The following is a 25,568-nucleotide window of genomic DNA, read 5'->3' as shown; positions in this document are numbered from 1 at the left end:
GAACACATTTGAGCGCTTTCCCGACTATGCGGCAACGCGATTCAGGAGATATGTTGTATACGTTTTGAAGATACCGGCCCGGCCATGGATGCGCTCGATCTGAACCTGATTCCCTACCTCGTCGCGCTCGACGACGCGCGCAACGTGAGCCGCGCGGGCGACCTGCTCGGCGTGAGTCAGCCGCGCGTGAGCACCGCCCTCGGCCGGCTGCGCGAGTATTTCGGCGATCCGCTGTTCGTGCGCACGTCGCGCGGGATGGAGCCGACGCCGCGCGCGCTCGCGCTGCTGCCGGCCGCCCGCGACGCGCTCGCGCAGATCGAGCGCGGCCTCGTCGCGCCGCACGACTTCGATCCGGCCGCGAGCACGCATACGTTCTCGATCGCGCTGTCGGACGTCGGCGAGATCGTGTTCCTGCCGAAGCTGCTGCAGGCGTTCGCGACGCACGCGCCGCACGCGAACCTGCGTTCGGTCTCGCTCGCGCACGACGAAGTCGGACGCGGCCTCGAAGCCGGGTCGATCGATCTCGCGGTCGGCTACTTCCCCGACCTCGACGGCAACAACTTCTTCCAGCAGCGGCTGTTCACGCACCGGTTCGTCTGCCTGATGCGGCGCGGCCATCCGTTCGAGCAGACGCCGCCGTTCACGGTCGAGCAGTTCCTCGCGTGCGGGCACGCGGTGGTGCGCGCCGAAGGCCGCAGCCAGGAGGTGCTCGAGAAATATCTGGCGAAGCAGCGCATGCAGCGCCGCGCGGTGCTCGAAACGCCGCACTTCATGAGCCTCCCGTTCATCCTGAGCCGCACCGACCTGATCGCGACGGTGCCGCACGCGATCGGCTACGCCTATGCGGCCGAGCACGCGTTCATCGTGCCCGTCGAGCCGCCGCTCGCGTTGCCGCGCTTCGACCTGAAGCAGCACTGGCATCGCAAGTACCACAACGACCCGCGCACCGCGTGGCTGCGCGGCGTCGTCGCGTCGCTGTTCAACGACGAGCAGGACGAATGGCCGAAGTGACGAAGGGGCGCGGCGGCCCGCACGCACGACCGGCGAAAGCATGAAACAATGGCCGGATATCGGCCGCCGCAGGCGGCCTTCGATGGAGCCACTACATGGGTAAGGGAAAGAAATCCGCGCGGCCCGAGGCGGTCGCCTCCCGGCCGAGCCGTGAAGAAGCCGAAGACGCCGTCCGCGTGCTGTTGCGCTGGGCCGGCGACGATCCCGCGCGCGAAGGCCTGCTGGACACACCCGCACGCGTCGTGCGCGCGTACGAGCAGTTCTTCGCCGGCTATGCGCTCGACCCGCGCGACATCCTCGCGCGCACGTTCAGCGAAGTCGACGGCTACGACGAGATGATCGTGCTGAAGGACATCCGCTTCGAGAGCTACTGCGAGCACCACATGGTGCCGATCATCGGCCGCGCGCACGTCGCGTATCTGCCGAACCATCGCGTCGTCGGCATCTCGAAGCTCGCGCGCCTCGTCGATGCGTTCGCGAAGCGCCTGCAGATCCAGGAAAAGATGACCGTGCAGATCGCCGACACGCTGTTCGACGTGCTGCAGCCGAAGGGCGTCGGCGTGATCCTCGAAGCCGCGCACCAGTGCATCTCCACGCGCGGCGTGCACAAGCCGGGCGTCGAGATGGTCACGTCGCGCATGCTCGGCACGTTCCGCACCGATCCGTCGACGCGTCGCGAATTCCTGTCGATCGTCGCGAATCCTTCCTCGGTCAACCTGACGAATACCTGATGGAGCAGACGAAGCAAACGGCGCACGCGCCCGTCGTGCTCGTGACCGGCGCCGCGCGCCGGGCCGGGCGCGCGTTCGCCGAGTATTTCGCCGCGCATGGCTATCGCACCGCGGTGCACTACGACCGTTCGGCCGATGCCGCGCAGGCCGCCGCCCGCGCGATCGCCGAACGCGGGCACGATTCGGTGGCGCTGCAGGCCGACCTGTCCGATGCCGCGCAGATCACCGCGCTGATCGACCAGGTGTATGCGCGCTTCGGGCGCCTCGACGTGCTGGTCAACAACGCGTCGGTGTTCTGGCAGGACCATTTCCCGAGCTTCGACCTCGCGGCGTTCGATCAGGCGTGGGCCGTCAACTGCCGCGCGCCGATCCTGCTCACGCGCGCGTTCTACGAACGGGCTCGCGTGGCCGGCACGCAGGGCGTGGTCGTGAACGTGGTCGACCAGAAGATCAAGGAAAACTTCCACCGCGACCATTTCAGCTACACGGTCGCGAAGGCCGCGCTCGGCAACCTGACGCAGATGCTCGCGCTGTCATCCGCGCCGGTGCTGCGCGTGAATGCGGTGTTCCCGGGGCTGATGCTGCCGAGCGACGACCAGACGCAGGCCGACTTCGAACACGCGAGCCGCGCCTCGACGCCGCTCGCGCGCATCGCCGGCCCCGACGACGTCGCCAGCGCGATCCTGCTGCTGACGGGCAATGCGTACAACGGCGTGGATTTCGTCGTCGATGCGGGCCAGAACCTGATCCGCGTGGACCAGGACGTGCTGTACAAGCACCGCTCGCCGGACGGCAAGCACTGACGCTTCGATGAACGAAGGCTGCTGCACGCCGCCTTCGTGCGCCGGGCCGAGCGGGCTTCGCGCCGCTCACGCCCGCGAACGCCGGACGGCGGTCCGGCCGCCGATCCATTCCGCGTCATCCGCCGCGTTGCGCGGAACGGCGCCCGCGCATTCGCTGCCGCGTTACGGCTTCTCGGCGCTGCCGCCTTCGCGGACCTTGCCCTGCGCGACGCTCGTGCCGGGCGGCACGCTGTGCGTGAGCCACACGTTGCCGCCGATCACCGAGCCGCGCCCGATCGTCACGCGGCCGAGAATCGTCGCGCCCGCGTAGATCACCACGTCGTCCTCAACGATCGGGTGCCGTGCATTGCCCTTCACCAGCGCGCCGTCGCCATCGGCCGGGAAACTCTTCGCGCCGAGCGTGACGGCCTGGTACACGCGCACGCGCTCGCCGATGATCGCGGTCTCGCCGATCACGACACCAGTGCCGTGGTCGATGAAGAAGCTCGGGCCGATCTGCGCGCCGGGGTGGATGTCGATGCCGGTCGCCGAGTGGGCGATTTCATTGATGAACCGCGCGAGCAGCGGCACGCCGAGCTGGTGCAGCGCATGCGCGAGCCGATGGTGCATCATCGCCAGCACGCCGGGATAGCACAGCAGGATCTCGGTGATGTGCTGCGCGGCAGGGTCGCCCGCGTACGCGGCCTGGATGTCGCTGACGAGCAGCGCGCGGATCGCCGGCAACTGCCGGCCGAATTCGCGTGCGATCTCGAACGCGCGTTCGTCGAGTTCGGCGAACGGCGTATCGACGTGCTCGGGCAGGAACGGCAACGCGCGGCGGATCTGCTCGGACAGGATGCGCAGCGTGCTTTCGAGCGTGTGGCCGACGTAGTAGTCGACGCTTTCGTCGGTCAGGTCGGGCGCGCCGTAGTGCGTCGGAAACATCGACGCGCGCAGGCCGGTCACAATCTTGCAGATTGCATCGCGCGACGGCAGTTCGCGGATGCCGCGCGGATGGCGCGTGCGATGGAGTTCCTCGCGCGACTCGCGCAAGCCGGCGACGATTTCTTCGAGGCCCCACTGACGGGCGGGTGATGTCGACATATGCCAATGCGGGCAGCCGCGCGCGGATGCGCGGCCGCTAATAAAGTGACGGGTTCCGCAAGATTACCGCGTTTTTTGTCCGGGAGCGGCGCCCCGGGGATCGGCCGGACGGCCGGCGCTGCTCGACCGCGACGGCGTCACATCGAGATGCTGCTCGCGTCGATCCAGCGCACGGCCCAGTCGCGCGCGTGCGCGATCGCGTCGCCTTCGTCGTTGAACTGGAGCTCGATCGGAAAAAAACGGTTCGCAACCAGTTCCCCGTCGCTCGATCGGGAGATCACGACGTAGGGCTTGAATGAACCGTCACTGGCGCGTGCGGGCGCGCAATTCAACAGATAACCGCGGTGCGTGAAGGCAGTAGTCGCTTGCATGAATCCGCCACCTCTAGTCCCTTGCTTTGTTGTTCACTACCCGTCTTTAAGGGTGCTGCGGCGCCCCGGCGCGGGCAGAGGCGGCGAGACTTCATCCCCTGTCGCCGCTTCGCAGGAAAAGAATCATACTCTGTAGAAAACGCGTCTTCTAGCTGAAATAAATCATGACAAATCAGTGCGCGTCGCGCGACCGCGGCGATCGCCCGCGCGCCTTTTCCCGTCGTGCCCGGAACGGGATTTGCTTCGATCCGGAGCGTGTCGCCGCCAGGAGAGCCGCGATGGAATCATCCGCTCAAACAGGTCGTGCGCATCCGCGCAGCATCGAACTCGACAACGACGACACGCACGACAGCACGGTCGATACCGACGGCAAGCACCGCGAAGCGTCGCGCCTCGCCGGCGCCGGGCCGATCTCACCCGACCAGATCACGCGCAGCAACGCGTCGCTCGTCAATGCGATGCCGGAAGCCGGCGACGGCTTCGCCGGTTTCGACAGCCGCCCCGACGGCAATCATCCGGCGTTCGCGCTGCGCGCCGGCTACCGGGTGATCGAGAAAGGCTTCGACACGCCGCCCGCGGACGACGCGCCGTTCGGTCCCGTTCACCGGATGTACGGCAGCGCGTACTGGCCCGGCCACGGCCGCCGCCCCGAGCGCGTCATCGAGTTGACCGCCGTGCCGGGATAGCCCGCGCGGCGTTTGAATCGATCGTTCGATTCGGAATCGCCGTCGAACGATGGCGGTGGATCGGCGCGTACGATTCGCGCTACGCGCCGATACTCGTTCGCGCGATGCCGAAGCGAACGGTTCCGCGCGCGGGCCTCGGCGTTCACGGTCATGCCTGGCGTGCATCGCATCGACGCACATGCATTGACCGAAGTCATGGCGGCGCGGCGCGATTGCGATTGAATGGCGATGCGTGCCGCGCATCGGCGTGACTGCCGTGTCGGGTCGATGCGCGCGCATGCGGTTTCGCCGACGATGCGGCCACACCACGCGACACGCATCGCGCGGTGCAGCATGCGTCGCATGCATGGCCCTGCCCGGCCGCGACCGGAACCGCGCGACCGTGCGGCAGCGCGGGCATCTCGCTGCACGATCCTGCCCGTTGGTTTACTCTGCCTCGCAGCATCGCGCATTGCCCAGCCCGCTCGGCCATCCGGCCGACTTCGTTTCAACCCGCCACTCGGAGACACTATGTACAAGCGTATTCTGGTTGCCGTCGACGGCAGCGACACGTCCCGCCATGCGTTCGACGCCGCGCTGGCGCTCGCGAAAGCGCACGGCGCGGAGCTGCAGCCGTTCTACGTCGTCGAAAACGCGGCGATCTACTACAACGTGCCCGGCTACGATCCGTCCGTGCTGCGCGATCAGCTCGTCGCGCAGGGCAACACGCTCGCGCAGGATTTCGCGAAGCGGATGCAGGCCGCCGGCGTGAAAGGCGAAACGCGGCTGAACGAAGCGACGTCGCTCAACGACGTATCGTCGCTGATCCTCGACGGCGCGAAAGCGTTCGGCGCCGATCTGCTCGTGCTCGGCACGCACGGCCGTCGCGGCTTCCGCCGCCTCGTGCTCGGCAGCATCGCCGAACAGTGCGTGCGCCACGCGACGCTGCCCGTGCTGCTGATCCCGGCGGCCGCCAACGCGGACGAGCCGGCCGCCTGAGCGGCGCTCGGCAGGCGCGGCCGGTCGCGACGTTTTGTCACCCGACAGCGGCAACTTGCGGTGGGACAATGATTTCGTCGATTCAACGCCGGAGTAAACGATCATGCTGACGCCCGTCGCCACCCGCCCCGCCGCCACGCCCCATGCCGGTAGCTGGGCTCCTCGCCAGGCCGCGCACTGCTCGTCGTGCGCGATGCGGCACTTGTGCATGCCGCAGGGCCTGGCGCCCGAAGCGCTCAGTCGCCTCGAGTCGGTCATCTGCGCGGCACGCCCGGTCAAGCGCGGCGAAGCGCTGTTCCGCGAAGGCGACGCATTCGACAACCTGTACGCGGTGCGCTCGGGTTCGCTGAAAACCGTCGCGACGCGTCACGACGGCCGCGAACAGGTCACGGGCCTGCACCTTGCCGGCGAAGCGCTCGGCCTCGACGGCATCTGCGACGATACGCACCCGCGCACCGCGGTCGCGCTGGAAGACAGCTCGGTCTGCGTGATTCCGTACAGCGCGCTCAAGACGCTGTGCTCGGAAGCCGGCTCGATGCAGTTGCGCATGCACAAGCTGATGAGCGAACAGATCGTGCGCGAAACGTCGCAAACGATGCTGCTCGGTTCGCTGAATGCCGAAGAGCGCGTCGCCGCGTTCCTGCTCGACGTGTCGTCGCGCTACCTGAAGCGCGGCTACTCGCCGTCGGAATTCAATCTGCGGATGACGCGCGAGGACATCGGCAGCTATCTCGGCATGACGCTCGAAACGGTCAGCCGCACGCTGTCGAAATTCCAGAAGCGCGGCCTGATCGAAATGCAGGGCCGCCACGTGCAGATCATCGACTTCGACGGCCTGCAACACCTCTGATACCGCACGGCGCGCGCCCGTCGCGCGCCGCCTGCCCAACCTCGCCGGTCAATCGAGAAACAGCGCGGCACGCGCTTTCAGCGCCGCGCTGAAATCGTCGAGCCAGCCGATCGACAGACGCCAGCTCTGCCAGTACAGATCGATGTCGATGGTTCGCCCGCGCGACATGTCGATCAACTCGCCCGCCGCCAGCTGGCGGTCGACCATCCGGTCCGGGCACATCCCCCATCCCAATCCCGTTTCGCACGCGCGCAGGTAGCCGGCGACGTGCGGTATCCAGTGCTGCGGCGGATCGAGATCCGCGCGCGTCACGCGCCGGATGAAGCGCGCCTGCAACCCGTCCTTCGGATTGAACATCACGCACGGCGCGCGGCGCAGCGCATCGCGCGTGATCCCCGCGTCGAAATAACGTGCGTAAAACGCCGGCGAACACACCGCGCGATAGCGGATCCGCCCGAGCCGCTCCGACCGGCAGCCCTGGATGGGCTCGGCCTGCGCGGTCACGGCGCCCTGCACGCTGCCGTCGCGGATGCGCGAGGCCGTGTAATCCTGATCGTCGATCACGAGGTCGAGCAGCGTCTCGCGCTCGGTGCAGAACGGCCCGACCGCGTCGATGAACCACGTCGCGACGCTGTCGTCGTTGACGGCCACGCGCAGCGTCGGCCACGCGCTCGCGATCTGGCCCGGCAACGCGGGCATCCGGCCGCCCAGTTCGGCTTCCAGCAACTGCACGCGTTCGGTATGCCGGCACAGCAGCGCGCCCGACGTGGTCGCGACGCACGGCTGCCCGCGCTTGACCAGCACGCTGCCGACCCGCTCCTCCAGCAGCTTCACGCGCTGCGACACCGCCGACGGCGTGACATTCAGCTCCTTGGCCGCCCGCTCGAACGAACCGTGCCGGATCACGGCGGCGAGGGCATCGAGCAACGCGTAGTCGAGCATTAGATTTCCTTAATCTGCATTAGGTGATTTAGCTTCTCTTATTCTCGCGCTGCTCGCAGACTAGCGCTACCCGATTCGTTCGTCTACTGCTTCCACGGCTGTCCCCCATCATGAACTGGCTCGCTTTTTCTCACGGCGCCGCCCTGTGCGCGTCGCTCATCGTCACCATCGGCGCGCAGAACGCGTTCGTCCTGCGCCAGGGCATCATGCGCTCGCATGTCGGCAAGATCGTGCTGCTGTGCGCGGTGTCCGACATGATCCTGATCGGCGCGGGCGTCGGCGGCGCGTCGGTGCTCGTCGAGCGCTATCCGACCTTCGTCCACGCGGTGCTGTACGTCGGCCTCGCATATCTCGCGTGGTTCGGCATCAATGCGCTGCGCCGTGCGTTCAAGCCCGGCCACGACACGCTCGACGTGCGCGGCGACGCGGTCGCGCCGCCGCCGCAGAGCGCGCTCGCGATCGTGCTGATGACGCTCGCGTTCACGTGGCTCAACCCGCACGTGTATCTCGATACGTTCCTGCTGATCGGCACGGCCGGCGCGCGCGAGCCGGAAGGCGGGCGGCTCGCGTTCGCGATCGGCGCGATGACGGCCAGCGTCGTGTGGTTCCTCGGGCTCGGCTATGGCGCGCGCTTGCTGGCGCCGTGGTTCCGCAAGGCGGTCGCGTGGCGCGTGCTGGATGGCGCGATCGGCAGCATGGTGCTGTTTCTCGCGGCCGTGCAGTTGCGGTAGGGAGGGAGCGTCGCGGCAGACGCAGTCTGCCGCGACGTGAGGTCAGCCGGTCGCGGTCGCGACCGGTATCGCGTTCGGCGTCAGGCCGTCGAAGTCGCGTCGGGCAGCGTGCCGCCAACCGCCGCGGGCTGGTTGCTGGCGAGCTGCGGCTCGTTGGCTGCCATCGGGTCCTGCTGCTTCGCCGGATCGGCCTTGGCGAGTTGCGTGGCGGCCTGCTCGGCCTTGTCGCCCTCGTAACGCCAGTACAGGAACTTCTTGCCGCGCTTGCCCATGAAGTACTGGCGGTTGACCGACCAGCGGCTCGCTTCGGCGAAGCCGGCGTAACCGTCTTCCATCTGCTTCTTGAAGCCCGCAATCGAGTCGTGCACGTAGTGATCGAAGAACCGGTCGAACGTCGCGCGCGCCGCCGGATCGATGCCGCCGAGCCAGTTGCCGGTGACCCGCGTCGCCGCGTCGATCGCCTTGTACTGCTCCGAGATGGTCCGCGTCAGGATGCCCCCGTTGGCCCGACGCACGGCATCCGCATCTTCGTTCCATTCGCCGTCGGTGATGGCCATGTGGGGGTCCACGCCGCCCGGCGGCTTCAGCCGGCCGTCGTGCAGGCGCCGGCTGCGGCTGGCGCGCCACTGGTAGTAGCGGTTCATGTGCCAGATGATCTGCGACTCGAGCCGGTCGCTGTTCGACGCCACGCCCGCGCGACGCTCGTTGCCCTGCCCCATGTACACGTTCCAGGCCGCCTCCAGCTCGCGGGAAATCGCGAACAGCCCGCCGGCCGTTTCCATGACATCCTTCGGCTCGCGGAACGGCACGCCGGCCTTCCAGGCCTCGATGAAGAGATTGTTCAGCGCGACGTTGGCCAGTTCGTTGGTTCGCCCTTCCTGGTAATTGCGCTCGTAGCCGCCGCCCACGTCCGAGTGCATGCCGGGGTAATACACCTCGCGGCAGTTCGCGGGAAGCTTCTGATCCTCGCGCACCGAGTCGCCGGGGAATTTCTCCCGGACCTCATGCGACGCGACATAGTGCACGCATTGCCGGACGTAGTCCGGAATGCGGATGTCGTTCGCCCATTCCGCATGGCCGCCCTTGTCGATGCCGTGCAGCACGCCGCCATAGACCGGCCCGAGGATCGCGCCCACGATGTAGGGCGCCGCCTTCTCCAGGCGGCTGCCGCCGAAGCCCGTCGACGCCACCGTATCGAGGATGCCCATGAAGTAGACGACCACTTCGGGACGCATCCCCTTCATGTTCTTCTTGTTCCACCAGAGCCGGCCGCCGATGTTCTCGGCCAGCTGCTCGGTCAGCATGCGGACGAACGCGCGCGCCTCGGTGGCGCCGCGCGAGAAGCCGAACGCGGCCACGTTGATCTGGCTCACGGCCGGCATGTGGTTCGTCACGTGTTTTTCGAGCTCGCGGAGCATCCAGCGGATGCGCGCCTCGCCCTTGCTCGCGGCCGCCATGCCCAACACGCCGTCGAGACCCTTGCCCGAATCGCCGACCTTGCTGCAGGGGGTGCCGACGCCCTCGACGTACCGGCTCATCGTGCGCGGATTGGCCTTGTTGAACGGGACATGGGCGAACATCGCGAGCTTGGCGATGTTGCTGTACTTGGTCCTCGCGACGTCCGTCGAGCCGTTGCCGTCCTCGCCGTAGTTGTTGCCCGTGCCATCGAAGAAGGCCGTGAACCACACGGGCTTCGGACACTCCTTGCATTGCTCGACCCGCAGCGGATCGAGCGCCTCGCGGTGCGCGTGGCGGATCGAATCCTCGACCGGCGTGATATCGGTGATGCGTCGAATGAGGGGAGGATTGCTCATGGCGGTTACGCTCCTGTTCCGATCAGGTGTCCGGCGTCAATTCCACTGGGCCGGCTTCTTGCGCCCATAGAACGGATTGGGAATTTCCTTCAGGCACGCGCGGTCGGCCAGCTTGCGCTGCGCGTCACGCTTGGACAGGGCCACCTTCGGGTCCGGGCCGTCGACTTCGAAATCCATGTCGCCTTCCACCCGGCCATCGGGGAAGAAGTGCAGCACGATGCCGCCGCTCTTGTCCTTGACGGGCGGCCGCGTGACCGTGATCTCGCCTTCGCACCACGCCATCCCCGGCTGGGTTTCCCGGTGCGTGTACGGGTCGTAGTTCGCGGACGACGCTTCCATCGCGCGCTTGTCGACCACGCGCTCCCACCACACCTTGAACGTCTTCGGGGTCTTCCAGCGGAAATCCCACGCGAGACTCGGGCGCGAGCCGCCCCCGCCGGACCAGTACTTCGCATTCCGGGGCGTGGCGTGCGCGCCGTCGGCGCTCGCCGCGTCGTCGAGGCTGTTCTTGTCGGGCGGCAGCAGATAGACGCCGTAGATGTCGTAATCCGTATAGTTGAAGGACCCGGCGGTAATGATGTCGTAGTTCGGGTCGTTCCATTTATTCACTTCGCCCGGCGCCAAGCTGTCCTTTTCGGCATCGTTCACGCTCTTGCTGCAGGCAGCCGTGGAGAAAACCATCACGGACAGCAAGGTGATCCAGCAGCGGTTCATATTGAACTTCCTTCTCTTTCAGTCGATTTCATTCGCGTCGCGTCGCGCACGCGCCATCACGCGGCCGCTTCCTGCATCCGCCGCCAGTCTTCCGCCGGCACCCGCGCCAGCGCCTCCGGAAACGCCTGCCCCTGCGCCACCGCGTCGAACACGGCGGCCATCGCCGGATCCTCGTCGAAGCGCGCGCCGTACCGCAACGCCAGTTCGCAATAGATCAGCAGCGACGCCGCGCTGTCGGCGCCGTGCGCACGGCAGCGCGCCAGTTGGTCGCGCACGAAGTCGTAGTGCCGCGCGGCCGGCAACGACGCCAGCAGCGCGGGCTTTTCGACGCGCAGCCGCTCGAGCATCGTGTACGGATAGCACGCGGCGAGCAGTTCGTCCTCCTGCGCCTGGGTCAACTGCAGCGGAAATTCGGCGGCCTGCCTGACGTCGGCGGGCGCGGCGATGTCCGCCGTGCGAAGCTGCAGCGCGGTATCGCGGTGAATCCAGTGCCGCACACCCTGCGCCAGATACGCGCGATGCGCGGCGGGCAGCATGTCGAGCCAGAACGGCAGCACGCGCGGATCGAAGAAGCGCATCAGCATCACGCTCTCCATCTGCTCGAGCTGGACGTCCACCATCGGCGCCAGATGCGCGGCCAGTCGCTCGAGCGACAGCGGCGACACGAGCACGCTCGCCGCCGGCCATGGAATGCTGCGCGCCTCGATCGCGTCCGCGGCATCGGCGCCGTCGGCGCCCGGCTGCCATTCGAACAGCAGCGGCCCGACGATTCTCGCCTCGTCGTCGGCGTCGTCGAGCAGCGAAGCCGCGACGAACGCGGGCCACGACGCCTTCTCATCGTCCGGCAAGGTATCGAGCAAGGCACCGTCGATCAGGACGTAAGCGCGCAGCCCGTCCTGCGACGACAGCGCCGCCTGCAGCGCGTCGGCCGCCTGCGCGGCGATCGGGTCATTCGTCATGCGCTGCCCTGCCTCACGCCTTGGCCGCGAACGGCGACGCCATCGACGCCGCGTTGACCATGCACGGCGCGCACGCCGTGCCCGGGAACGCGCGCGCGGGCACCGGCAGGCTGTCCGGCCCGATGAACGTATGCGACGCGGCATGCGCGGTGAATTCGCCCTTGGTCCCGTGCACGATGCCGCTGCCGTTCCAGCGCGTATAGCTGGTGCCGCCGTTGATCAGGACTTCTTCCTTCGCGGTGATGGTGATGCGGTTCGCATCGACCTTCACGTCCAGCTTGGCCAGCACGTTGATGCTGTCCTTCAGCGCCTGGATGTCGATGTCGGCGGCGGCGGCCACGAGCCGGATGCCCTTCTCGAACGCGGCGACGCGCACCGCCTCCTGCGCGCTGACCAGCATGCTCTTGCCCGCGCCGATGCTCGTGTGGGCGCCGCTCGTCAACGCGACGTGCTGATCGCTCGCGACATGAGTCGACCCCGTCGTCGTGGCCAGGATCCCGGCCGGGCTGGCGAGCGCGAGAAACGGCTGCGCGAACTCCGGAAACTCGCCTTGCTGCGGATTGCCGCCGCTGCCTCTCAGGCCGTCGTTCTGCGTGCGAAGCGCCTGATGGACGGCATCCTGGTCGCCGGACTCCTGCGCCTTCACGTCGTGCGCGGAACCCGACAGCGACTCGTGCAGGTCGTGCGCCTTGTCGAGACGCGCGACGGTCTCGCCGATGTCGGTCGCGTGGGCACGCGCGTCGTAGCGCGCCTCGCTGGTGACGAGCAGGCCCTTGGCCGCCCGCACCGCGCCATGCGCGTCGGTCCGCAACTCGAAGCCGCGGGCGCGCTGATCGGTGCGCCCCTGGGTTGCATCGATGCGGACGTTGTGCCCGAGCGTCAGCTCGCTCGCGTCGGTATCGCTGCGCAGCTTCAGCTGGAGCTGCTGCGGCGTATCGTCGAGCAGCACGTGGTTCGAACGCCCGCCCGCCGCGTTGCCGCTGTCGCCCGACAGCTCGCGGCTGCGCAGGCCCGTCAGCACGTGCTGGTCGGGCAGCGCCCACGGCGGCATCCGTTCCGCGTTGTACGTGGTGCCCGACACGACGGGGCGATCGGGATTGCCGTCGAGGCACATCACGAGCACCTCGCTGCCCACGCGCGGATGCGCGATCATGCCCTTCTCGCCGCCCGCCCAGCCGGCGGCCACGCGGATCCGCGCGCTGATCTGCGCCGCACGATCCCAGTGATAGACGATGCAGACGCGGCCATATTCGTCGACGTCGACGCTGCCGGCCCCTTTCGCGCCGGCGACGGTCGCGGTTTGCGGCGCCAGCACGCGCACCGGTTCGCTGTTGAACCCGCGGCCCGGGCGCCACGGCGTACGTCGATGGCCCGCGACGAAGCGGTTGCGATACTCGGGTTTGCCGTCGGCCTGCAGGTAATTGTTCGCCGCTTCGTGACGGGCTTCGAGAATCAGGTACTCGTGATCCTGCGGGCTACCCGACGCCGCGCTGAAGTGATCGGACAGCTGGAACCAGCGGCCGGGCAGGATGCCGTGATGGTTGCCGGCCGCGTCGAAACGCGTCGCGGCCGCCTCGATCTCTTCCATCCGCACGCGCGCGAGCGCATCGCCGGCGCGCGTCTGCTTCGCGAACCCGTAGTGCCCCACGTACTCGTGATGCTCGACCTGCGGCGCGACGCCCGGCGGATGCAGCGTCGGAATCTGCGCATGGGCCGCATGCGGCGCCTTGAAATCGAACGCGGTCGCGCTGTAGCTGCCGGCGGACAACGACCGCACCGCGGACCATTGGGAAATGGCGTCGGCGGCCATCGGGCCGTCGTGGGTCTGGAAACGGATCACCGGCGAGCGGCCGTCGACGGCCGGGCACTGCACCGTGCTGTCGTCGCCGACGATCAGCTTCAGGCCTTTCTCGTCGTGCTCCCACCAGTACAGGAACCCGACGGCTTCCAGATGGCGGACGATGTAGTTCCAGTCGCTTTCGCCGAGCCCGCCGCCCTGGACGTTCATCGTGCGCGCCGGATCGTCGCCGCGCACGCGCCACTCCCACGACGGCGCGAGCCCCTGGTAATCGGCGAGCAGCGTGCCGATCTGCTGCTGAAGCGATTGGCCGAGGAACAGGCGGTTGTTCACGCGAGTCCGCAGGAAATGGCTCCACGGGCGCAGCACCGCGCGATATTCCGCGATCGAATCGTCGTTGCGGACCAGCGAAAACTCGGTGCAATAGCCGGTGAAATAACGCAGGCCGCCGTCGGGGCGCACCATCGACACCGCGAGCAGCTTGCCCAGCATGTCGGCCAGCGTGATGCCCGCCTCGCTGGACAGCAGCGTCACGTCGAACGTGAAATCGATCCCCAGCCCTTCGTGCGCGACGAGACGCTCGGCCACCAGCCGCGCCGGACGTTGCCGCCCGTACGCGTCGGTCACCGACGGTGCGTCGTCGTGCGGAAAAGACAGCGCGAGCAGGCGTTTGTCTTGCAGGAAAAACGGGGTTCGAATGAATGCCGCCAGGTCAGCCATGACCGCCTCAGAATGATTTTTCGTTCGTATGGAAACGGCCCGCTGCCATCCCTAATTTTGGGATGAAAGGATATCGTAGACAACGCAGCGCGACAACGTTGACGCCCTACGTCATTTCCCTGTGCCGGCACGGAAAATCGGTAATAAATACAGCACGTTGCGCGCGTGGGAGCCGGTGCTCGAACGGACGTCGCCGCCATGATGACGTCGCCTCGTCCGGCATCCCGACGCACGCGCGCGAAACCCGCCGGTTGCTGCGCCGGCGGCGGAACCTCGCCATGCGCTTCGCCGTCTCAACGCGACCGGCTTCACGTCCCGCAGTCCCTCCCGTCACCCGCAGCTTACGGAGCAGAACATGGCACATCGCACCCTCGGTACATCCGGCATCCAGGTTTCGCCGCTCGCGTTCGGCGGCAACGTCTTCGGCTGGACCGTCGACGAAAACGCATCGTTCGCGTTGCTCGACGCGCTCGCCGACACCGGCATCAACTTCATCGACACGGCCGACGTCTATTCGGCCTGGGTTCCCGGCAATCACGGCGGCGAATCGGAAACGATCATCGGCAAGTGGCTGAAGCGCTCCGGCAAGCGCGAGCAGGTCGTGATCGCGACCAAGGTCGGCCTGCTCGACGCGCGCGCGGGGCTGTCGAAAGACAACATCCTGAAGGCCGTCGACGATTCGCTGCGCCGCCTGCAGACCGACTACATCGACCTGTATTTCTCCCACCGCGATCTCGCCGACACGGCCCCGCTCGAAGAAACGCTCGGCGCGTATCAGACGCTGATCGACGCGGGCAAGGTGCGCATCATCGGCGCGTCGAACTACAGCGGCGCACGCCTGCGCGAGGCCGCCGCGATCAGCGCGCGCGACGGGCTGCCCGCCTACCAGGTCATCCAGCCCGAATACAACCTGCTCGACCGCGCCGACTACGAACGCGATCTCGAGCCGGTCGTGCGCGACCTGAAGCTCGGCGTCGTCAACTACTACGCGCTCGCGAGCGGGTTCCTGTCGGGCAAGTACCGCAGCGAAGCCGACCTGAAGAAGAGCGTGCGCGGCGATCGCGTCGCCGGCTATCTGAACGCGCGCGGCCTGCGCATCCTCGCCGCGCTCGACGCGGTGTCGGCGAAGCACAATACGCAGCCGGCCGCGATCGCGCTCGCGTGGCAGATCGCGCGGCCGACGATCACCGCGCCGATCGCGAGCGCGACGTCGCTCGCGCAGCTCGCGCTGCTCGGCGAGGCGATCCGCGTCACGCTCGATCAGGACGACATCCGCCGGATCGACGAAGCCAGCGCCCCCTGAAGTCTGCCGCGGCGGCAAGCCGGTGGAATCGCATGGGCAGGCGGTTCCACGGCCTGCCCGCGATTCACGCAGGGCGGATGGATACAATGGCGAGCATCCGATGGCCGCGGGGCTCGACCGGGCTTCTTCGCGCCGAATCAAAACCACGCATAAGAAACCGCCGATGATCCACCTTGCCCGCCGCTCCCGTGCTGCCCGTCATGTCCGTCCGCTCGCCACGACGATCGCCGCGCTGCTCGCCTGCGCACCGGCCGTATCGTTCGCGGGCTGGTACGAAATCGCGAACTACACCGGCACGATCGGCAACGCGCCGGTGCACGTGTCGCTGCAGACCTACGACGCGATCAACCACAACGACGCGGGCCGCTGGCGCGTCGACGGCAGCTACTACTACGACGCGCATCGCAAGCCGATCCCGTTGCGCGGCCAGCGCGAGCCCGACGGCCGCCTGACGCTGTGCGAAGCGTCGTCGCCCGCATCGAACGCCGACGCGCCGGTCGTGCCGGCCGCCTCGCCGTCACGACCGAAGCCCTGCCCGATCGCGCTGACCGTCAGCGGCAAAGCGGCGACCGGCACGTGGGACGACGGCCGCAAGACGCTGCCGATCACGCTGAACGAAGTCGGGCGGCTGAACGACACCGACGACCCGCATCCGCAACTCGACGGCAGCGTCGATATCCCGATGTGGTATCGCACCAAGACGCACATGCTGGTCGGCGTCTACGCGCGGTCCGACAAGTGCGGCGTGGCGATGCAGTCGCTGCGGGCCGTGAACATCGCGACGGGGCGCGTCGATCGCACCATCGCGCTCGACTGCGACGCGGGGATGGTGATGACGTCGATCTACGCGAACGTCACCGGCGCGCACTGGGCGGACCACGTGAGCGTCGAATTCCGCGGCGGCAAGATGGGCTACGCGGAGGACGTGTCGCTCGGACTGCCGTCGTCCTCGTCGAAGCCGAAGTAAGCCGGCCACGCCTACCCCAAAGCCGCATACGTGTCTTGACTCGCACGGCCGCTTTCGTTGACCCGGACGGCCATCGATCGCGCAATCGCGCCCCGCTGCAAGCGCGTCACGCGCACGTCCCGGGTCTTTCACGGATTGACCGCGACGTCCGGCGTGCCCGAGACTGCGCCGCTCGGGCCGTCATCGGGAGAACGTCATGCCGGACACCAGCACGGAGATCGCCACGATCTCGACGCGCGCCGTACGCGGCGCCGAGCGCGTCGACTTCTGGGTCGACCACGTCGCACGCACGCTCGTGCGGATCGAATGCAGCGGAAAGTCGTCCGAAGGGATCGATGCGTCGCTGCGCAAACGCGATCTCGGGCTGTTCCGCGCGTGCGACATCGTCGCGAACCGGCACGCGGTCGTGCGCACGTCGCACAACATCCACGCCGACCAGCGCGACGCCGTGTTCATCTGCCTGATGCACGAAGGGCACGGCTATACGTTCCAGGACGTCGACTGCATGCAGCACGGGCCCGGCGACCTCGTGCTGTACGACACGTCGATGCCGTACGGTCACGGCTTTCCCGCCGACATGGCGATGACCGTGCTCGACGTGCCGCGCGACGTGTTCGAAGCCCGCGTCGGCCCGTGGCGCTACCGCAGCCTCGTCAAGATCGATCGCGACGACGGGGTCGCGTCGTGGGCCGTGCGGCAGGTGGTTGCGCTGCTCGCCGCGCCGCAGGAGCCGACGCCCGACGCGCGCGAACGGCGCGCCGCCGCGATCCTCGAGCTCGTGCAGTCGATGCTGCGGCTGCGCGACGGCGACGCGTCGCCGACGAAGTCGACGGTCCACACGCTGTCGCGCGCGAAGGCGTTCATCGACAGCCATCTCGCCGACGACGATCTCGACAGCCGGTCGGTCAGCCGCGCGATCAACCTGTCGCCGCGCCAGCTCGCCCGCGTGTTCGAGATCGAAGGCACGCCGCTCACGCGCTACATCCTCGCGCGGCGGCTCGAACGCTGCCGCGCCGACCTGCGCGACCGGTCGCTGAAGCACCTGACGGTCAGCGAAATTGCGTTCCGCTGGGGCTTCAACAACAGCGCGCACTTCAGCCGCAGCTATCGCGCGCGGTTCGGCGAAACGCCAAGCGACACGCGCGCGCCGGCCGACACGCGCTAACCGCTGCCACCCGCTCCTCGCACCGCCGCTCGCCGCATGTCCCGCCGAGGCAAGCACGGCGTCCGCGTCGGTCAAATCGGGCCGCAACCCGCTCGCTAAGCTGGCTTCCTGCGCGGCGGCATTCGTTCCGCCGCCCGACAGCAAGGAGAAGAAGCGGGATGGAGACGTACGACCACATCGTCGTCGGCGGCGGTTCGGCCGGCTGCACGGTTGCGCACCGGCTGGTGAAGGCCGGCCGGCGCGTGTTGCTGCTCGAGGACGGCCCGAAGGACGACAGCCTGTTCATCCGGATTCCGGCGACGTTCATCCGCGTGCTCGGCACGCAACGGACGGTGACGTTCGAGAGCGAGCCGCAGCCGGGCGCCGCGGGACGCAAGACCTACGTGCCGCAGGGCCGCACGCTCGGCGGCGGCAGCTCGGTCAACGCGATGCTGTACGTGCGCGGCACGCGCGACGACTACGACGACTGGGCCGCGCTCGGCTGCACCGGCTGGGGCTGGGACGACGTGCTGCCGGTGTTCAAGCGCGCCGAATCGCATCTGCGGCTGTCAGAGCCGTTCCACGGCACCGACGGGCCGTTGAAGGTCGGCGACACGCGCTTCCGGCATCCGCTGAGCCTCGCGTTCGTGAAGGCCGCGCAGGAAGCCGGCATCGCGTACAACGACGACTTCAACGGCGCCGCGCAGCATGGCGTCGGCTTCTATCACACGACGATCTTCGACGGCCAGCGCGGCAGCACCGCGGCCACCTATCTGGCCGACGCGATCGCCGATCCGAACCTGCGCGTGCTGACCGGCTGCCGCGTGACGCGCATCCGGTTCGACGGGCGCCGCGCGAGCGGCGTCGAATGGCGCACCGCGAGCGGCGCGACGGGAGCGGCCGCCGCGCGCGCCGACGTCGTGCTCGCGGCCGGCGCGCTGAGCACGCCGAAGCTGCTGATGCTGTCGGGCATCGGCCCCGGCGCGCACCTGCACGCGCACGGCATCGACGTGCTGCACGACAGCCGCGACGTCGGCGCGCACTACCAGGATCACCTCGAGGTATCGATCTACGGCCGCACCCAGGCGCCGGTCAGCCTGCTCGGCGAGGATCGCGGGTGGCGGGCATTGCGGCACGGGCTGCAATGGATGCTGTGCCGCTCCGGCCTGCTGACGTCGAACGTCGTCGAATCGGGCGCGTTCGTCGATACGACCGGCGGCGGCCGCCCGGACATCCAGTTCCACGTGCTGCCGACGCTCGTCGGCGACGTCGACCGCGCCCCGCTGCCCGGCCACGGCCTGTCGATCAACCCGTGCCTGCTCCGGCCGCGCTCGCGCGGCACCGTGCAACTGCGCGGCAACGATCCGGCCGCGCCGATCCTGTTCGACAGCGGCGCGCTGTCGGACCCGGCCGACGTCGAGGGCCTCGTGCGCGGCGTCAGGCTCGCGCGGCAGATTCTCCGCGCGCCGTCGCTCGCCCGCCTCGTGCGCGAAGCCGAGACGCTGACCGACGCCGCGCTCGCCGACTACGTGCGGCGTCGCGCGAAAACCGTCTATCACCCGGCCGGTACGTGCCGCATGGGCAGCGACGCGCACGCGGTCGTCACGCCGCGTCTCGCCGTGCAAGGCGTCGACGGGTTGCGGATCTGCGATGCATCGGTGATGCCGCGCATCGTGTCCGGCAACACGAACGCGCCGACGATCATGATCGCGGAGCGCTGCGCGGCGTTCATGTTGACGGCGTGACGCAATGCACGTGCGTGTGCGCTGCAGCACGCCGCGCCGAAAACGCAGACGGCGCGTGATGCACGCGCCGCCGTCGACCTGTCGGAAAACCGGCGTCAGCCCGCGGCGTCACGCGCCGCGTCGCGCAGCGCCATCGGCGACGCGCCGTAGCGCTCGCGGATCGCGCGGCTGAAGTGCGCCTGGCTCGAAAACCCCCAGCGAAACGCGATCTCGCCGATGCTCGTCTTGCGCAGCCGCGCGTCGGTCAGTTCGCGATGCGCGTGCGACAACCGCTCCGACCAGATGTGCTGCGTGATCGACTCGCCTTCGGCCGCGAAGAGGCGCCCCAGATGTCGCAGCGACAACCCGACCGCATCGGCGACGGCCTGCGGTCCGAGTTCCGGTTCGCCGAGATGCGTCGCGATGTATTGCTTCGCGGTCAGCAGGTACGACAGCGACGCGCGCGATGCGCCCACGCCGTTCACCTCCGCATCGACGAGCGCCGCGATCAGCGTGCGCGTGTGCTCGGCGAACCGCGCGGCGTCGCGCTCGACCGGCGCCTTCATGAACCGCTCGACGCTCGCGCGCAAGGTCGCGCCGAGCATCGCGCCCGCACCCGGCTTCGGCGCGATCCGCAGCGGCAGCGCGGCCAGCTCCGCATCGAGGCGGTCGTCGAGCGTCGTGATCGGGATATCGATCAGCAACTGCCGCATCGGCGTCAGGAATCCGAACAGATACGGCACGCGCGTGTCGTAGACGACGACATCGCCGGCTTCCGCGAGCAGGCACCGGTCGCGCTGGATGAAATACGCGCGCCCGCTCAGGATCTGGCACGCGAACAGCGATTCCTTCGGCAACTGGCGCACCAGCGCGGGGCTGCGCTCGATCACGTGATCCTGCCCGCTGATGTCGGCGATGCCGAGGCCCGGCAGCGCGATGTCGGTCTTCTCCACTTCGAGCCCGGCCGGCGACAGCGACGAGCAGCGCAGGCCGACCAGCGTCGCCGCGTTGAACGCATCCCAGTACGCCATCCTGTCGCGCGCCGGCACGTCGGCCGTCGAACCTCGCGTGCGTGAAAAAACGGTCGAATTCGTCACGTCGCCTCCTGCTGGCGCCTGTCGTGCGGAGCGGCACGGATTGGGGGATGGTTCGTCTGGATCCTGGTGCGATGCAATGTCCGGCGCGGTCAAGCAATTCGTCCAGCCCAGTCAAGAGCGGCGCGCACCGGCTGGCTAAAGTCGAGCCCACGACACCCCTACATACAAGGAGACACACCGTGGTCGACAAAGCCGTATCCGAATTCTGGCAAAACATCCCGGCGATTGCCAATCCGTTCAAGCCCGATGCGCTACCCGAAGCCTACATCCCGAACGCGGCCACCGACGACGAGCGCTATTACGTTCCGTTCACCGAAACGGTTTCGTCGCGGCCGCTGTGGATCTCGCCGTCGCAGAACAAATGGTGCGACATCCTGATGGCGAAGGAAGCCGGGCTCGTGAACCGGCACTATCACCCGCACGAGGTGTTCGCGTACACGCTGTCCGGGAAATGGGGCTACCTGGAACACGAATGGACCGCGACGCGCGGCGATTTCGTGTACGAGACGCCGGGCGAAGGCCACACGCTCGTCGCGTTCGATCACCCCGAGCCGATGCGCGCGTTCTTCATCGTCAAGGGCCCGCTGATCTGGCTCGACGACGAAGGCAATCCCGACGGCTACTTCGACGTGCACTCGTACATCGCGATGTGCAAGGCGCATTACGAGAAGGTCGGCCTCGGCGCGCAAGCGATCGAGAAGCTGTTCCGCTGACGCGCGGCGAGGCTCACGATGACTTCCCCGTCCTCCTCCCGGCCCGCCTGGACGTACGAGAACAGGCTGCTGCTGATCCTGTTCATGACGTTCGGCTTCGTGTTCTTCGACCGCCTCGCGCTGTCGTTCCTGTTTCCGTTCATGTCGGCCGAGCTGCACCTGACGAACACGCAGCTCGGCATGGTGTCGTCCGCGCTCGCACTCACGTGGGCGCTGTCGGGCGCCGCCACGGGTGCGTGGTCCGACGCGCGCGGCACCCGCAAGCCGCTGCTGATCGCGGCCGTGCTCGGCTTTTCCGTGTGCTCGGCGCTGTCGGGCCTCGTCGGCGGCTTCGCGAGCCTGATCGCGTTTCGCGCGCTGATGGGCATCGCCGAAGGGCCGGTGCTGCCGCTGTCGCAATCGCTGATGGTCGAAAGTTCGACGCCGAGCCGCCGCGGGCTGAACATGGGCCTGCTGCAGGGCTCGGCCGCCGGCCTGCTCGGCGCGATGATCGGCCCGCCGGTCGTGATCGGCATCGCCACCGCGTACGGCTGGCGCGAGGCGTTCTACGTGTCGTGCATTCCGGGCTTCCTGATCGCGTTCTGCATCTGGCGCTGGGTGCGCGAAGTGCCGCCCGGCGGCGTGCGCCACGCGCAGGCCGACACCACCGCGGCACCGGCCGCCGGCGGTGCGACGGTCAGCCGCTGGGCGCTGCTGAAGGAGCGCAACATCCTGCTCTGCGTGCTGATCAGCTGCTTCTTCCTCACGTGGTTCGTCGTGATCATCTCGTTCGCGCCGGTGTTCCTCGTGGAAAGCCGCCACCTGTCGCCGGCCGACATGGGCGTCGTGATGACCTGCCTCGGCGCCGCGTGGGTGTTCTGGGGCTTCGCGGTGCCGGCGATCTCTGACCGGATCGGCCGCAAGCCGACGATGATCGCGTTCGCGCTGATCGCGGCCGTGTGCCCGGTCGTGCTGATCCACGTCGGCTCCGTCTGGGCGCTCGGCGCGCTGGTGTTCGTCACGTACACGGGCCTCGGCTGCTTCACGCTGTTCATGGCGACGATCCCGGCCGAGACGGTGCCGCCGCGCGCGATCGCGAGCGCGCTCGGGCTGATCATGGGCGCCGGCGAGCTGATCGGCGGCTTCGTCGCACCGACCGTCGCCGGCTTCGCCGCGGACAAGTACGGCCTGCAGTTCGCGATGTGGACGTCGACCACCGGCGCGATCCTCGCGTGCGTGCTGTCGTTCGGCCTCGTCGAAACCGCGCCGGCCGTGCTGCGCAAGCGCGCGCTCGCCGGCGCCGCGGCCGGCCGCCTCGATACGCAAAACCTCGGAGGACGCTGACATGCGCGCACTTCAATGGCATGGCCCGCGCGACGTCCGTCTCGTGGAAATCGACACGCCGCACGTCGGCCCCGGCGACGTGCGCATCGCGGTCGCGTATTGCGGCATCTGCGGCAGCGACCTGCACGAATATGCGGACGGCCCGCACGCGATTCCGGTCGACGCGCCGCATCCGCTGTCGCGCCGCACCGCGCCGCTGACGCTCGGCCACGAGTTCTGCGGCACCGTCGTCGAAGTCGGCGCAGGCGTGACGACGCTGCGCGCGGGCGACCGCGTCGCGGTCGAGCCCGAGTATCGCTGCAGCCAGTGCGCGTACTGCCGCGCGGGGTCGTACAACCTGTGCGTGTCGATGGGCTTCGCCGGGCTGATGGGCGACGGCGGGATGGCCGACTTCGCGGTCGTGCCCGCCTACATGCTGCATCGCCTGCCCGACGGCGTGAGCCTCGAACAGGCCGCGGTGATGGAGCCGGCCGCCGTTGCGCTGCACGCGCTGCGACGCGGCGAGCTGCGGCTCGGCGAGACCTGCGCGGTGTTCGGGCTCGGCCCGATCGGCCTGCTGCTGATCATGCTCGCGAAGCGGCAGGGTGCGACGACGATCGTCGCCGTCGACGTGTCGCCCGAACGGCTCGCGGCCGCCACGCGCTTCGGCGCGACGCATGCGTTCGATGCGCGCGGGCTCGATGCGTCCGCGCTGCAGGACGCGATTCGCGCGGCCACGGGCGGGCTCGGCGTCGATGCGAGCTTCGAGGCGGCCGGATTGCAGGCCACGTTCGAATCAGCGATGCGGGCACTGCGCAAGGGCGGCCGCGTCGTGATGGTGGGCCTGATGCCGCACGCGGGTTTCGACGCGTTCCGCGCGGTCAACGACGAACTGACCTTCACCGCGAGCGTCGGCTATCGGCATGCGTACGAAGACCTGCTGCGCATCGTCGCGTCGGGCGCGCTCGACCTCACGTCGATCGTCACGCGCACCGTGTCGCTCGAAGACGCCGTCGCCGACGGCTTCGACGCGCTGCTCGCCGATCGCACGCAGATCAAGATCCTCGTTTCACCCGCGCAGCGGCCAGCCCGTCGCGCCACCACCATCGGGAGTGCCGAACATGAATCGTCAGTGGGCGTTTGACGGGCAGTCCGTCGTGGTGACGGGCGGCACGTCGGGCATCGGCGCGCGCACCGCGCTGCGGTTCGCGCAGGCCGGCGCGTCGGTCGTCGCGCTCGGGCTCGACGCCACTGGTCCGCACGCGCCGGTGCATGACCGCATCCGGTGCGTGGAACTCGACGTGGCCGACGGCGCGGCACTGACGCGCACGATCGCCGGGCTGCCGCGGCTCGACGCGCTCGTCAACGGCGTCGGCATCAGCCGCCACGCGGACGAATACCGGATGGACCAGTTCGAGCACGTGCTGAACGTGAACCTGACGTCGGTGATGCGGGCCTCCGACGCCGCGCTGCCCGCGCTGGCGGCCACCGGCGGCAGCATCGTCAATATCGCGTCGATGTACACGTACTTCGGCAGCAAGGACCGGCCCGCGTACAGCGCGAGCAAGGGCGGCATCGCGCAGCTCACGCGTTCGCTCGCGCAGGCGTGGGCCGATCACGGCATCCGTGTGAACGCGGTCGCGCCGGGCTGGATCGACACGCCGCTCAGCAGCGCGCTGATGGCCGACACGCAGGCGTCGCGCCGCATCGTCGAGCGCACGCCGCTCGGGCGCTGGGGCACGGCCGACGAAGTCGCGGAAGTGATTCTGTTCCTGTGCTCGCCCGGCGCGTCGTTCGTCACCGGCGCGGTCGTGCCGGTGGACGGCGGGTATTCGACGGTCTAGCGCTCGACACGCCGCGCATCGACGGATCGACGCGGATCTGCCGAGGCGCGTTGCACGTCACGGCTTCCCGTGACCGTCGCCGAACCGGGTTCGCCCGGTTCCCGTTTCTTCATATCAATCAGTAGTCACATTAAAAAATATCCGGCTCGACCGGATCATGTGAGGAGCACTTTGGAGATGACGAAAAAGACCTTTCTGGCCCTCGCGGCCTGCACGCTTCCGGCTGCGGCATTCGCCCAGAGCAGCGTGACGATGTTCGGGCTGATGGATGCCGGCATCAGCTACGTCAGCAACCAGGGCGGCCACGGCGCCGCGAAATTCGACGACAACATCTTCTTTCCGAACCTGCTCGGCTTCGAAGGCAAGGAGGATCTCGGCGCGGGCACGCGCGCGATCTTCCGGCTCGTCAACCAGTATTCGCTCGGCAACGGCTCGATCATCGGCGGCGGGCTGTTCGCGCGCACGGCCTATGTCGGGTTGCAGAACGACCGGTACGGCACGCTGACGCTCGGCAACCAGTACGAATTCATGGTCGATGCGCTGGCCGCCAGCGGCAACGAGATCGCGCAGGATCTCGTCGGCCTGTACGGCTTTCGCAACGGGCCGTTCGACCGGCTCGCGCTGCCGAACAACCCGACCGGCGCATTCGACTGGGACCGCGTCGCGGGCAGCAATCGCGTCGCGAATTCGGTCAAGTACACGAGCCCGTCGCTGTCGGGCCTGACTGTCGGCGCGCTGTACGGCTTCGGCAACGTCGCGGGATCGATCGGTGCGAACAACACGGTCAGCATCGGCGCGAGCTACGATCGCGGCCCGTTCGGCGCGGGCGTCGCCTATACGAACCAGAAATACGGCGCGGCCGGCGGGCTGCCGCCCACCAGCGTGCGCAACTGGGGCGCGGGCGTGCACTACACGGTCGGCACGGTCACGGGCAAGGCGCTCGTCACGACCGTGCACAACGCGCGGAACGGCGCGGGGGCGTGGTCGGCGGAAGCCGGTGCCGCGTGGCGGCCGTCCCCGGTATGGGTGATCGGCGCGAGCTACACGTACATGAAAGGCAACGACACGCTCGACAACGCGCACGCGCACCAGTTGCTCGCCGCCGTCCAGTACTGGCTGTCGAAGCGCACGATGGTGTACGTGGCCGGCGTGCATCAACGCGCGAGCCACGGCAGCAATGCGCAGATCAACGGCGTGATGGATGCGAACGGCGCATCGAGCGGCGCGCTGCAGTCGATCGCGCGGGTGGGGTTCAGTACGCGGTTCTGATCCGGCGCGGGCTG

24 protein-coding genes are annotated in these 25,568 nt (G+C 68.4%); 16 read left to right on the top strand and 8 right to left on the bottom strand.

Translation table 11 applies throughout. The annotated features are described in order from the left end of the window. Nucleotides 1-84: 84 nt before the first annotated feature. The 3 genes from H0X90_RS14750 (at nt 85) to H0X90_RS14740 (ending at nt 2,545) form a co-directional block, all read left to right on the top strand. The gene (locus tag H0X90_RS14750; protein ID WP_006482291.1) at nt 85-1,011 is read left to right on the top strand and encodes a LysR family transcriptional regulator; all 927 of its coding nucleotides are present in this window, start codon (nt 85-87) and stop codon (nt 1,009-1,011) included. 95 nt (nt 1,012-1,106) lie between these two features. After that, nucleotides 1,107-1,742, top strand: coding sequence for a GTP cyclohydrolase I FolE (folE, locus tag H0X90_RS14745; RefSeq protein WP_006482320.1), 636 nt, complete (start codon nt 1,107-1,109; stop codon nt 1,740-1,742). Next, on the top strand, nt 1,742-2,545 hold the full coding sequence (locus H0X90_RS14740; protein ID WP_077189838.1) for an SDR family oxidoreductase: 804 nt from the start codon (nt 1,742-1,744) through the stop codon (nt 2,543-2,545). The genes folE and H0X90_RS14740 overlap by 1 nt, the downstream gene beginning before the upstream one ends. Before the next feature lie 162 nt (nt 2,546-2,707). Here the strand turns inward: H0X90_RS14740 and epsC are convergent, their stop codons facing one another. Together epsC and H0X90_RS14730 are read right to left on the bottom strand one after the other, a co-directional pair. Then, nucleotides 2,708-3,628, bottom strand: coding sequence for a serine O-acetyltransferase EpsC (epsC, locus tag H0X90_RS14735; protein WP_006482285.1), 921 nt, complete (start codon nt 3,626-3,628; stop codon nt 2,708-2,710). A 137-nt stretch (nt 3,629-3,765) separates the two neighbouring features. Next, entirely contained in the window at nt 3,766-3,999 is a 234-nt protein-coding gene (locus H0X90_RS14730; protein ID WP_006480138.1) for a hypothetical protein, read from the bottom strand. Between the two features lie 278 nt (nt 4,000-4,277). Here H0X90_RS14730 and H0X90_RS14725 point away from each other — a divergent pair, with 278 nt between their 5' ends. The 3 genes from H0X90_RS14725 to fnr all read left to right on the top strand — a co-directional run bounded on the left by H0X90_RS14725 (nt 4,278) and on the right by fnr (nt 6,513). Continuing rightward, nucleotides 4,278-4,685: a DUF3005 domain-containing protein gene (locus H0X90_RS14725; protein WP_077189839.1), complete on the top strand. Its 408-nt coding sequence runs from the start codon at nt 4,278-4,280 to the stop codon at nt 4,683-4,685. A 510-nt stretch (nt 4,686-5,195) separates the two neighbouring features. Further along, nucleotides 5,196-5,663 (top strand): universal stress protein, encoded by a 468-nt coding sequence (locus H0X90_RS14720; RefSeq protein WP_006482283.1) that lies wholly within the window; start codon nt 5,196-5,198, stop codon nt 5,661-5,663. A gap of 103 nt (nt 5,664-5,766) precedes the next feature. Then, on the top strand, nt 5,767-6,513 hold the full coding sequence (fnr, locus tag H0X90_RS14715; protein WP_006482294.1) for a fumarate/nitrate reduction transcriptional regulator Fnr: 747 nt from the start codon (nt 5,767-5,769) through the stop codon (nt 6,511-6,513). 48 nt (nt 6,514-6,561) lie between these two features. Here fnr and H0X90_RS14710 read toward each other — a convergent pair whose 3' ends face one another. Then, entirely contained in the window at nt 6,562-7,455 is an 894-nt protein-coding gene (locus H0X90_RS14710; RefSeq protein ID WP_006480142.1) for a LysR family transcriptional regulator ArgP, read from the bottom strand. A 110-nt stretch (nt 7,456-7,565) separates the two neighbouring features. On the opposite strand from H0X90_RS14710, the gene H0X90_RS14705 reads away from it, so the two are divergent. Next, the gene (locus H0X90_RS14705) at nt 7,566-8,186 is read left to right on the top strand and encodes a LysE/ArgO family amino acid transporter (protein ID WP_006482350.1); all 621 of its coding nucleotides are present in this window, start codon (nt 7,566-7,568) and stop codon (nt 8,184-8,186) included. An 80-nt stretch (nt 8,187-8,266) separates the two neighbouring features. Here the strand turns inward: H0X90_RS14705 and H0X90_RS14700 are convergent, their stop codons facing one another. From H0X90_RS14700 to H0X90_RS14685, 4 genes are read right to left on the bottom strand one after another with little or no spacing between them, the layout of a single operon-like run. Beyond that, a complete protein-coding gene (locus tag H0X90_RS14700) occupies nt 8,267-10,000 on the bottom strand; it encodes a DUF2235 domain-containing protein (RefSeq protein ID WP_069352708.1) in 1,734 nt (577 codons plus the stop codon). A gap of 36 nt (nt 10,001-10,036) precedes the next feature. Next, nucleotides 10,037-10,714: a DUF3304 domain-containing protein gene (locus tag H0X90_RS14695; protein WP_006494589.1), complete on the bottom strand. Its 678-nt coding sequence runs from the start codon at nt 10,712-10,714 to the stop codon at nt 10,037-10,039. Nucleotides 10,715-10,770: 56 nt separating this feature from the next. Continuing rightward, complete coding sequence (locus H0X90_RS14690) at nt 10,771-11,673, bottom strand: DUF4123 domain-containing protein (protein ID WP_077189841.1); 903 nt, start codon at nt 11,671-11,673, stop codon at nt 10,771-10,773. Between the two features lie 13 nt (nt 11,674-11,686). Further along, the gene (locus H0X90_RS14685; protein WP_077189842.1) at nt 11,687-14,191 is read right to left on the bottom strand and encodes a type VI secretion system Vgr family protein; all 2,505 of its coding nucleotides are present in this window, start codon (nt 14,189-14,191) and stop codon (nt 11,687-11,689) included. 355 nt (nt 14,192-14,546) lie between these two features. On the opposite strand from H0X90_RS14685, the gene H0X90_RS14680 reads away from it, so the two are divergent. The 4 genes from H0X90_RS14680 to H0X90_RS14665 all read left to right on the top strand — a co-directional run bounded on the left by H0X90_RS14680 (nt 14,547) and on the right by H0X90_RS14665 (nt 19,350). Beyond that, entirely contained in the window at nt 14,547-15,494 is a 948-nt protein-coding gene (locus H0X90_RS14680) for an aldo/keto reductase (protein ID WP_048986186.1), read from the top strand. Nucleotides 15,495-15,657: 163 nt separating this feature from the next. Then, nucleotides 15,658-16,461: a hypothetical protein gene (locus tag H0X90_RS14675; protein WP_227739728.1), complete on the top strand. Its 804-nt coding sequence runs from the start codon at nt 15,658-15,660 to the stop codon at nt 16,459-16,461. Between the two features lie 196 nt (nt 16,462-16,657). Then, nucleotides 16,658-17,626 carry a helix-turn-helix domain-containing protein gene (locus H0X90_RS14670; protein ID WP_006482346.1) on the top strand — a complete coding sequence of 323 codons (969 nt, stop codon included), beginning with the start codon at nt 16,658-16,660 and terminating at the stop codon, nt 17,624-17,626. A 158-nt stretch (nt 17,627-17,784) separates the two neighbouring features. Beyond that, nucleotides 17,785-19,350: a GMC family oxidoreductase gene (locus H0X90_RS14665; protein ID WP_058902472.1), complete on the top strand. Its 1,566-nt coding sequence runs from the start codon at nt 17,785-17,787 to the stop codon at nt 19,348-19,350. A 95-nt stretch (nt 19,351-19,445) separates the two neighbouring features. Here H0X90_RS14665 and H0X90_RS14660 read toward each other — a convergent pair whose 3' ends face one another. Beyond that, entirely contained in the window at nt 19,446-20,426 is a 981-nt protein-coding gene (locus H0X90_RS14660) for a helix-turn-helix domain-containing protein (RefSeq protein ID WP_006488519.1), read from the bottom strand. Nucleotides 20,427-20,605: 179 nt separating this feature from the next. Between H0X90_RS14660 and H0X90_RS14655 the strand changes: the two genes are divergently transcribed. From H0X90_RS14655 to H0X90_RS14635, 5 genes are all read left to right on the top strand, one after another. Next, the gene (locus tag H0X90_RS14655; RefSeq protein WP_006488523.1) at nt 20,606-21,139 is read left to right on the top strand and encodes a 2,4'-dihydroxyacetophenone dioxygenase family protein; all 534 of its coding nucleotides are present in this window, start codon (nt 20,606-20,608) and stop codon (nt 21,137-21,139) included. 18 nt (nt 21,140-21,157) lie between these two features. Beyond that, nucleotides 21,158-22,462, top strand: coding sequence for an MFS transporter (locus H0X90_RS14650; RefSeq protein WP_006488522.1), 1,305 nt, complete (start codon nt 21,158-21,160; stop codon nt 22,460-22,462). A 1-nt stretch (nt 22,463) separates the two neighbouring features. Further along, a complete protein-coding gene (locus H0X90_RS14645) occupies nt 22,464-23,585 on the top strand; it encodes a 2,3-butanediol dehydrogenase (protein WP_058902471.1) in 1,122 nt (373 codons plus the stop codon). Then, a complete protein-coding gene (locus H0X90_RS14640) occupies nt 23,563-24,285 on the top strand; it encodes an SDR family NAD(P)-dependent oxidoreductase (protein WP_077189844.1) in 723 nt (240 codons plus the stop codon). The genes H0X90_RS14645 and H0X90_RS14640 overlap by 23 nt, the downstream gene beginning before the upstream one ends. A gap of 177 nt (nt 24,286-24,462) precedes the next feature. Continuing rightward, the gene (locus H0X90_RS14635; protein ID WP_060264126.1) at nt 24,463-25,554 is read left to right on the top strand and encodes a porin; all 1,092 of its coding nucleotides are present in this window, start codon (nt 24,463-24,465) and stop codon (nt 25,552-25,554) included. Nucleotides 25,555-25,568 lie beyond the last annotated feature (14 nt).

This window comes from Burkholderia sp. 9775_39, from assembly GCF_015712225.1.
Classification (GTDB): Bacteria; Pseudomonadota; Gammaproteobacteria; order Burkholderiales; family Burkholderiaceae; genus Burkholderia; species Burkholderia cenocepacia.
The sequence above is the reverse complement of the archived record's forward strand: the minus strand, read 5'-3'. Positions and strand labels throughout refer to the sequence as shown.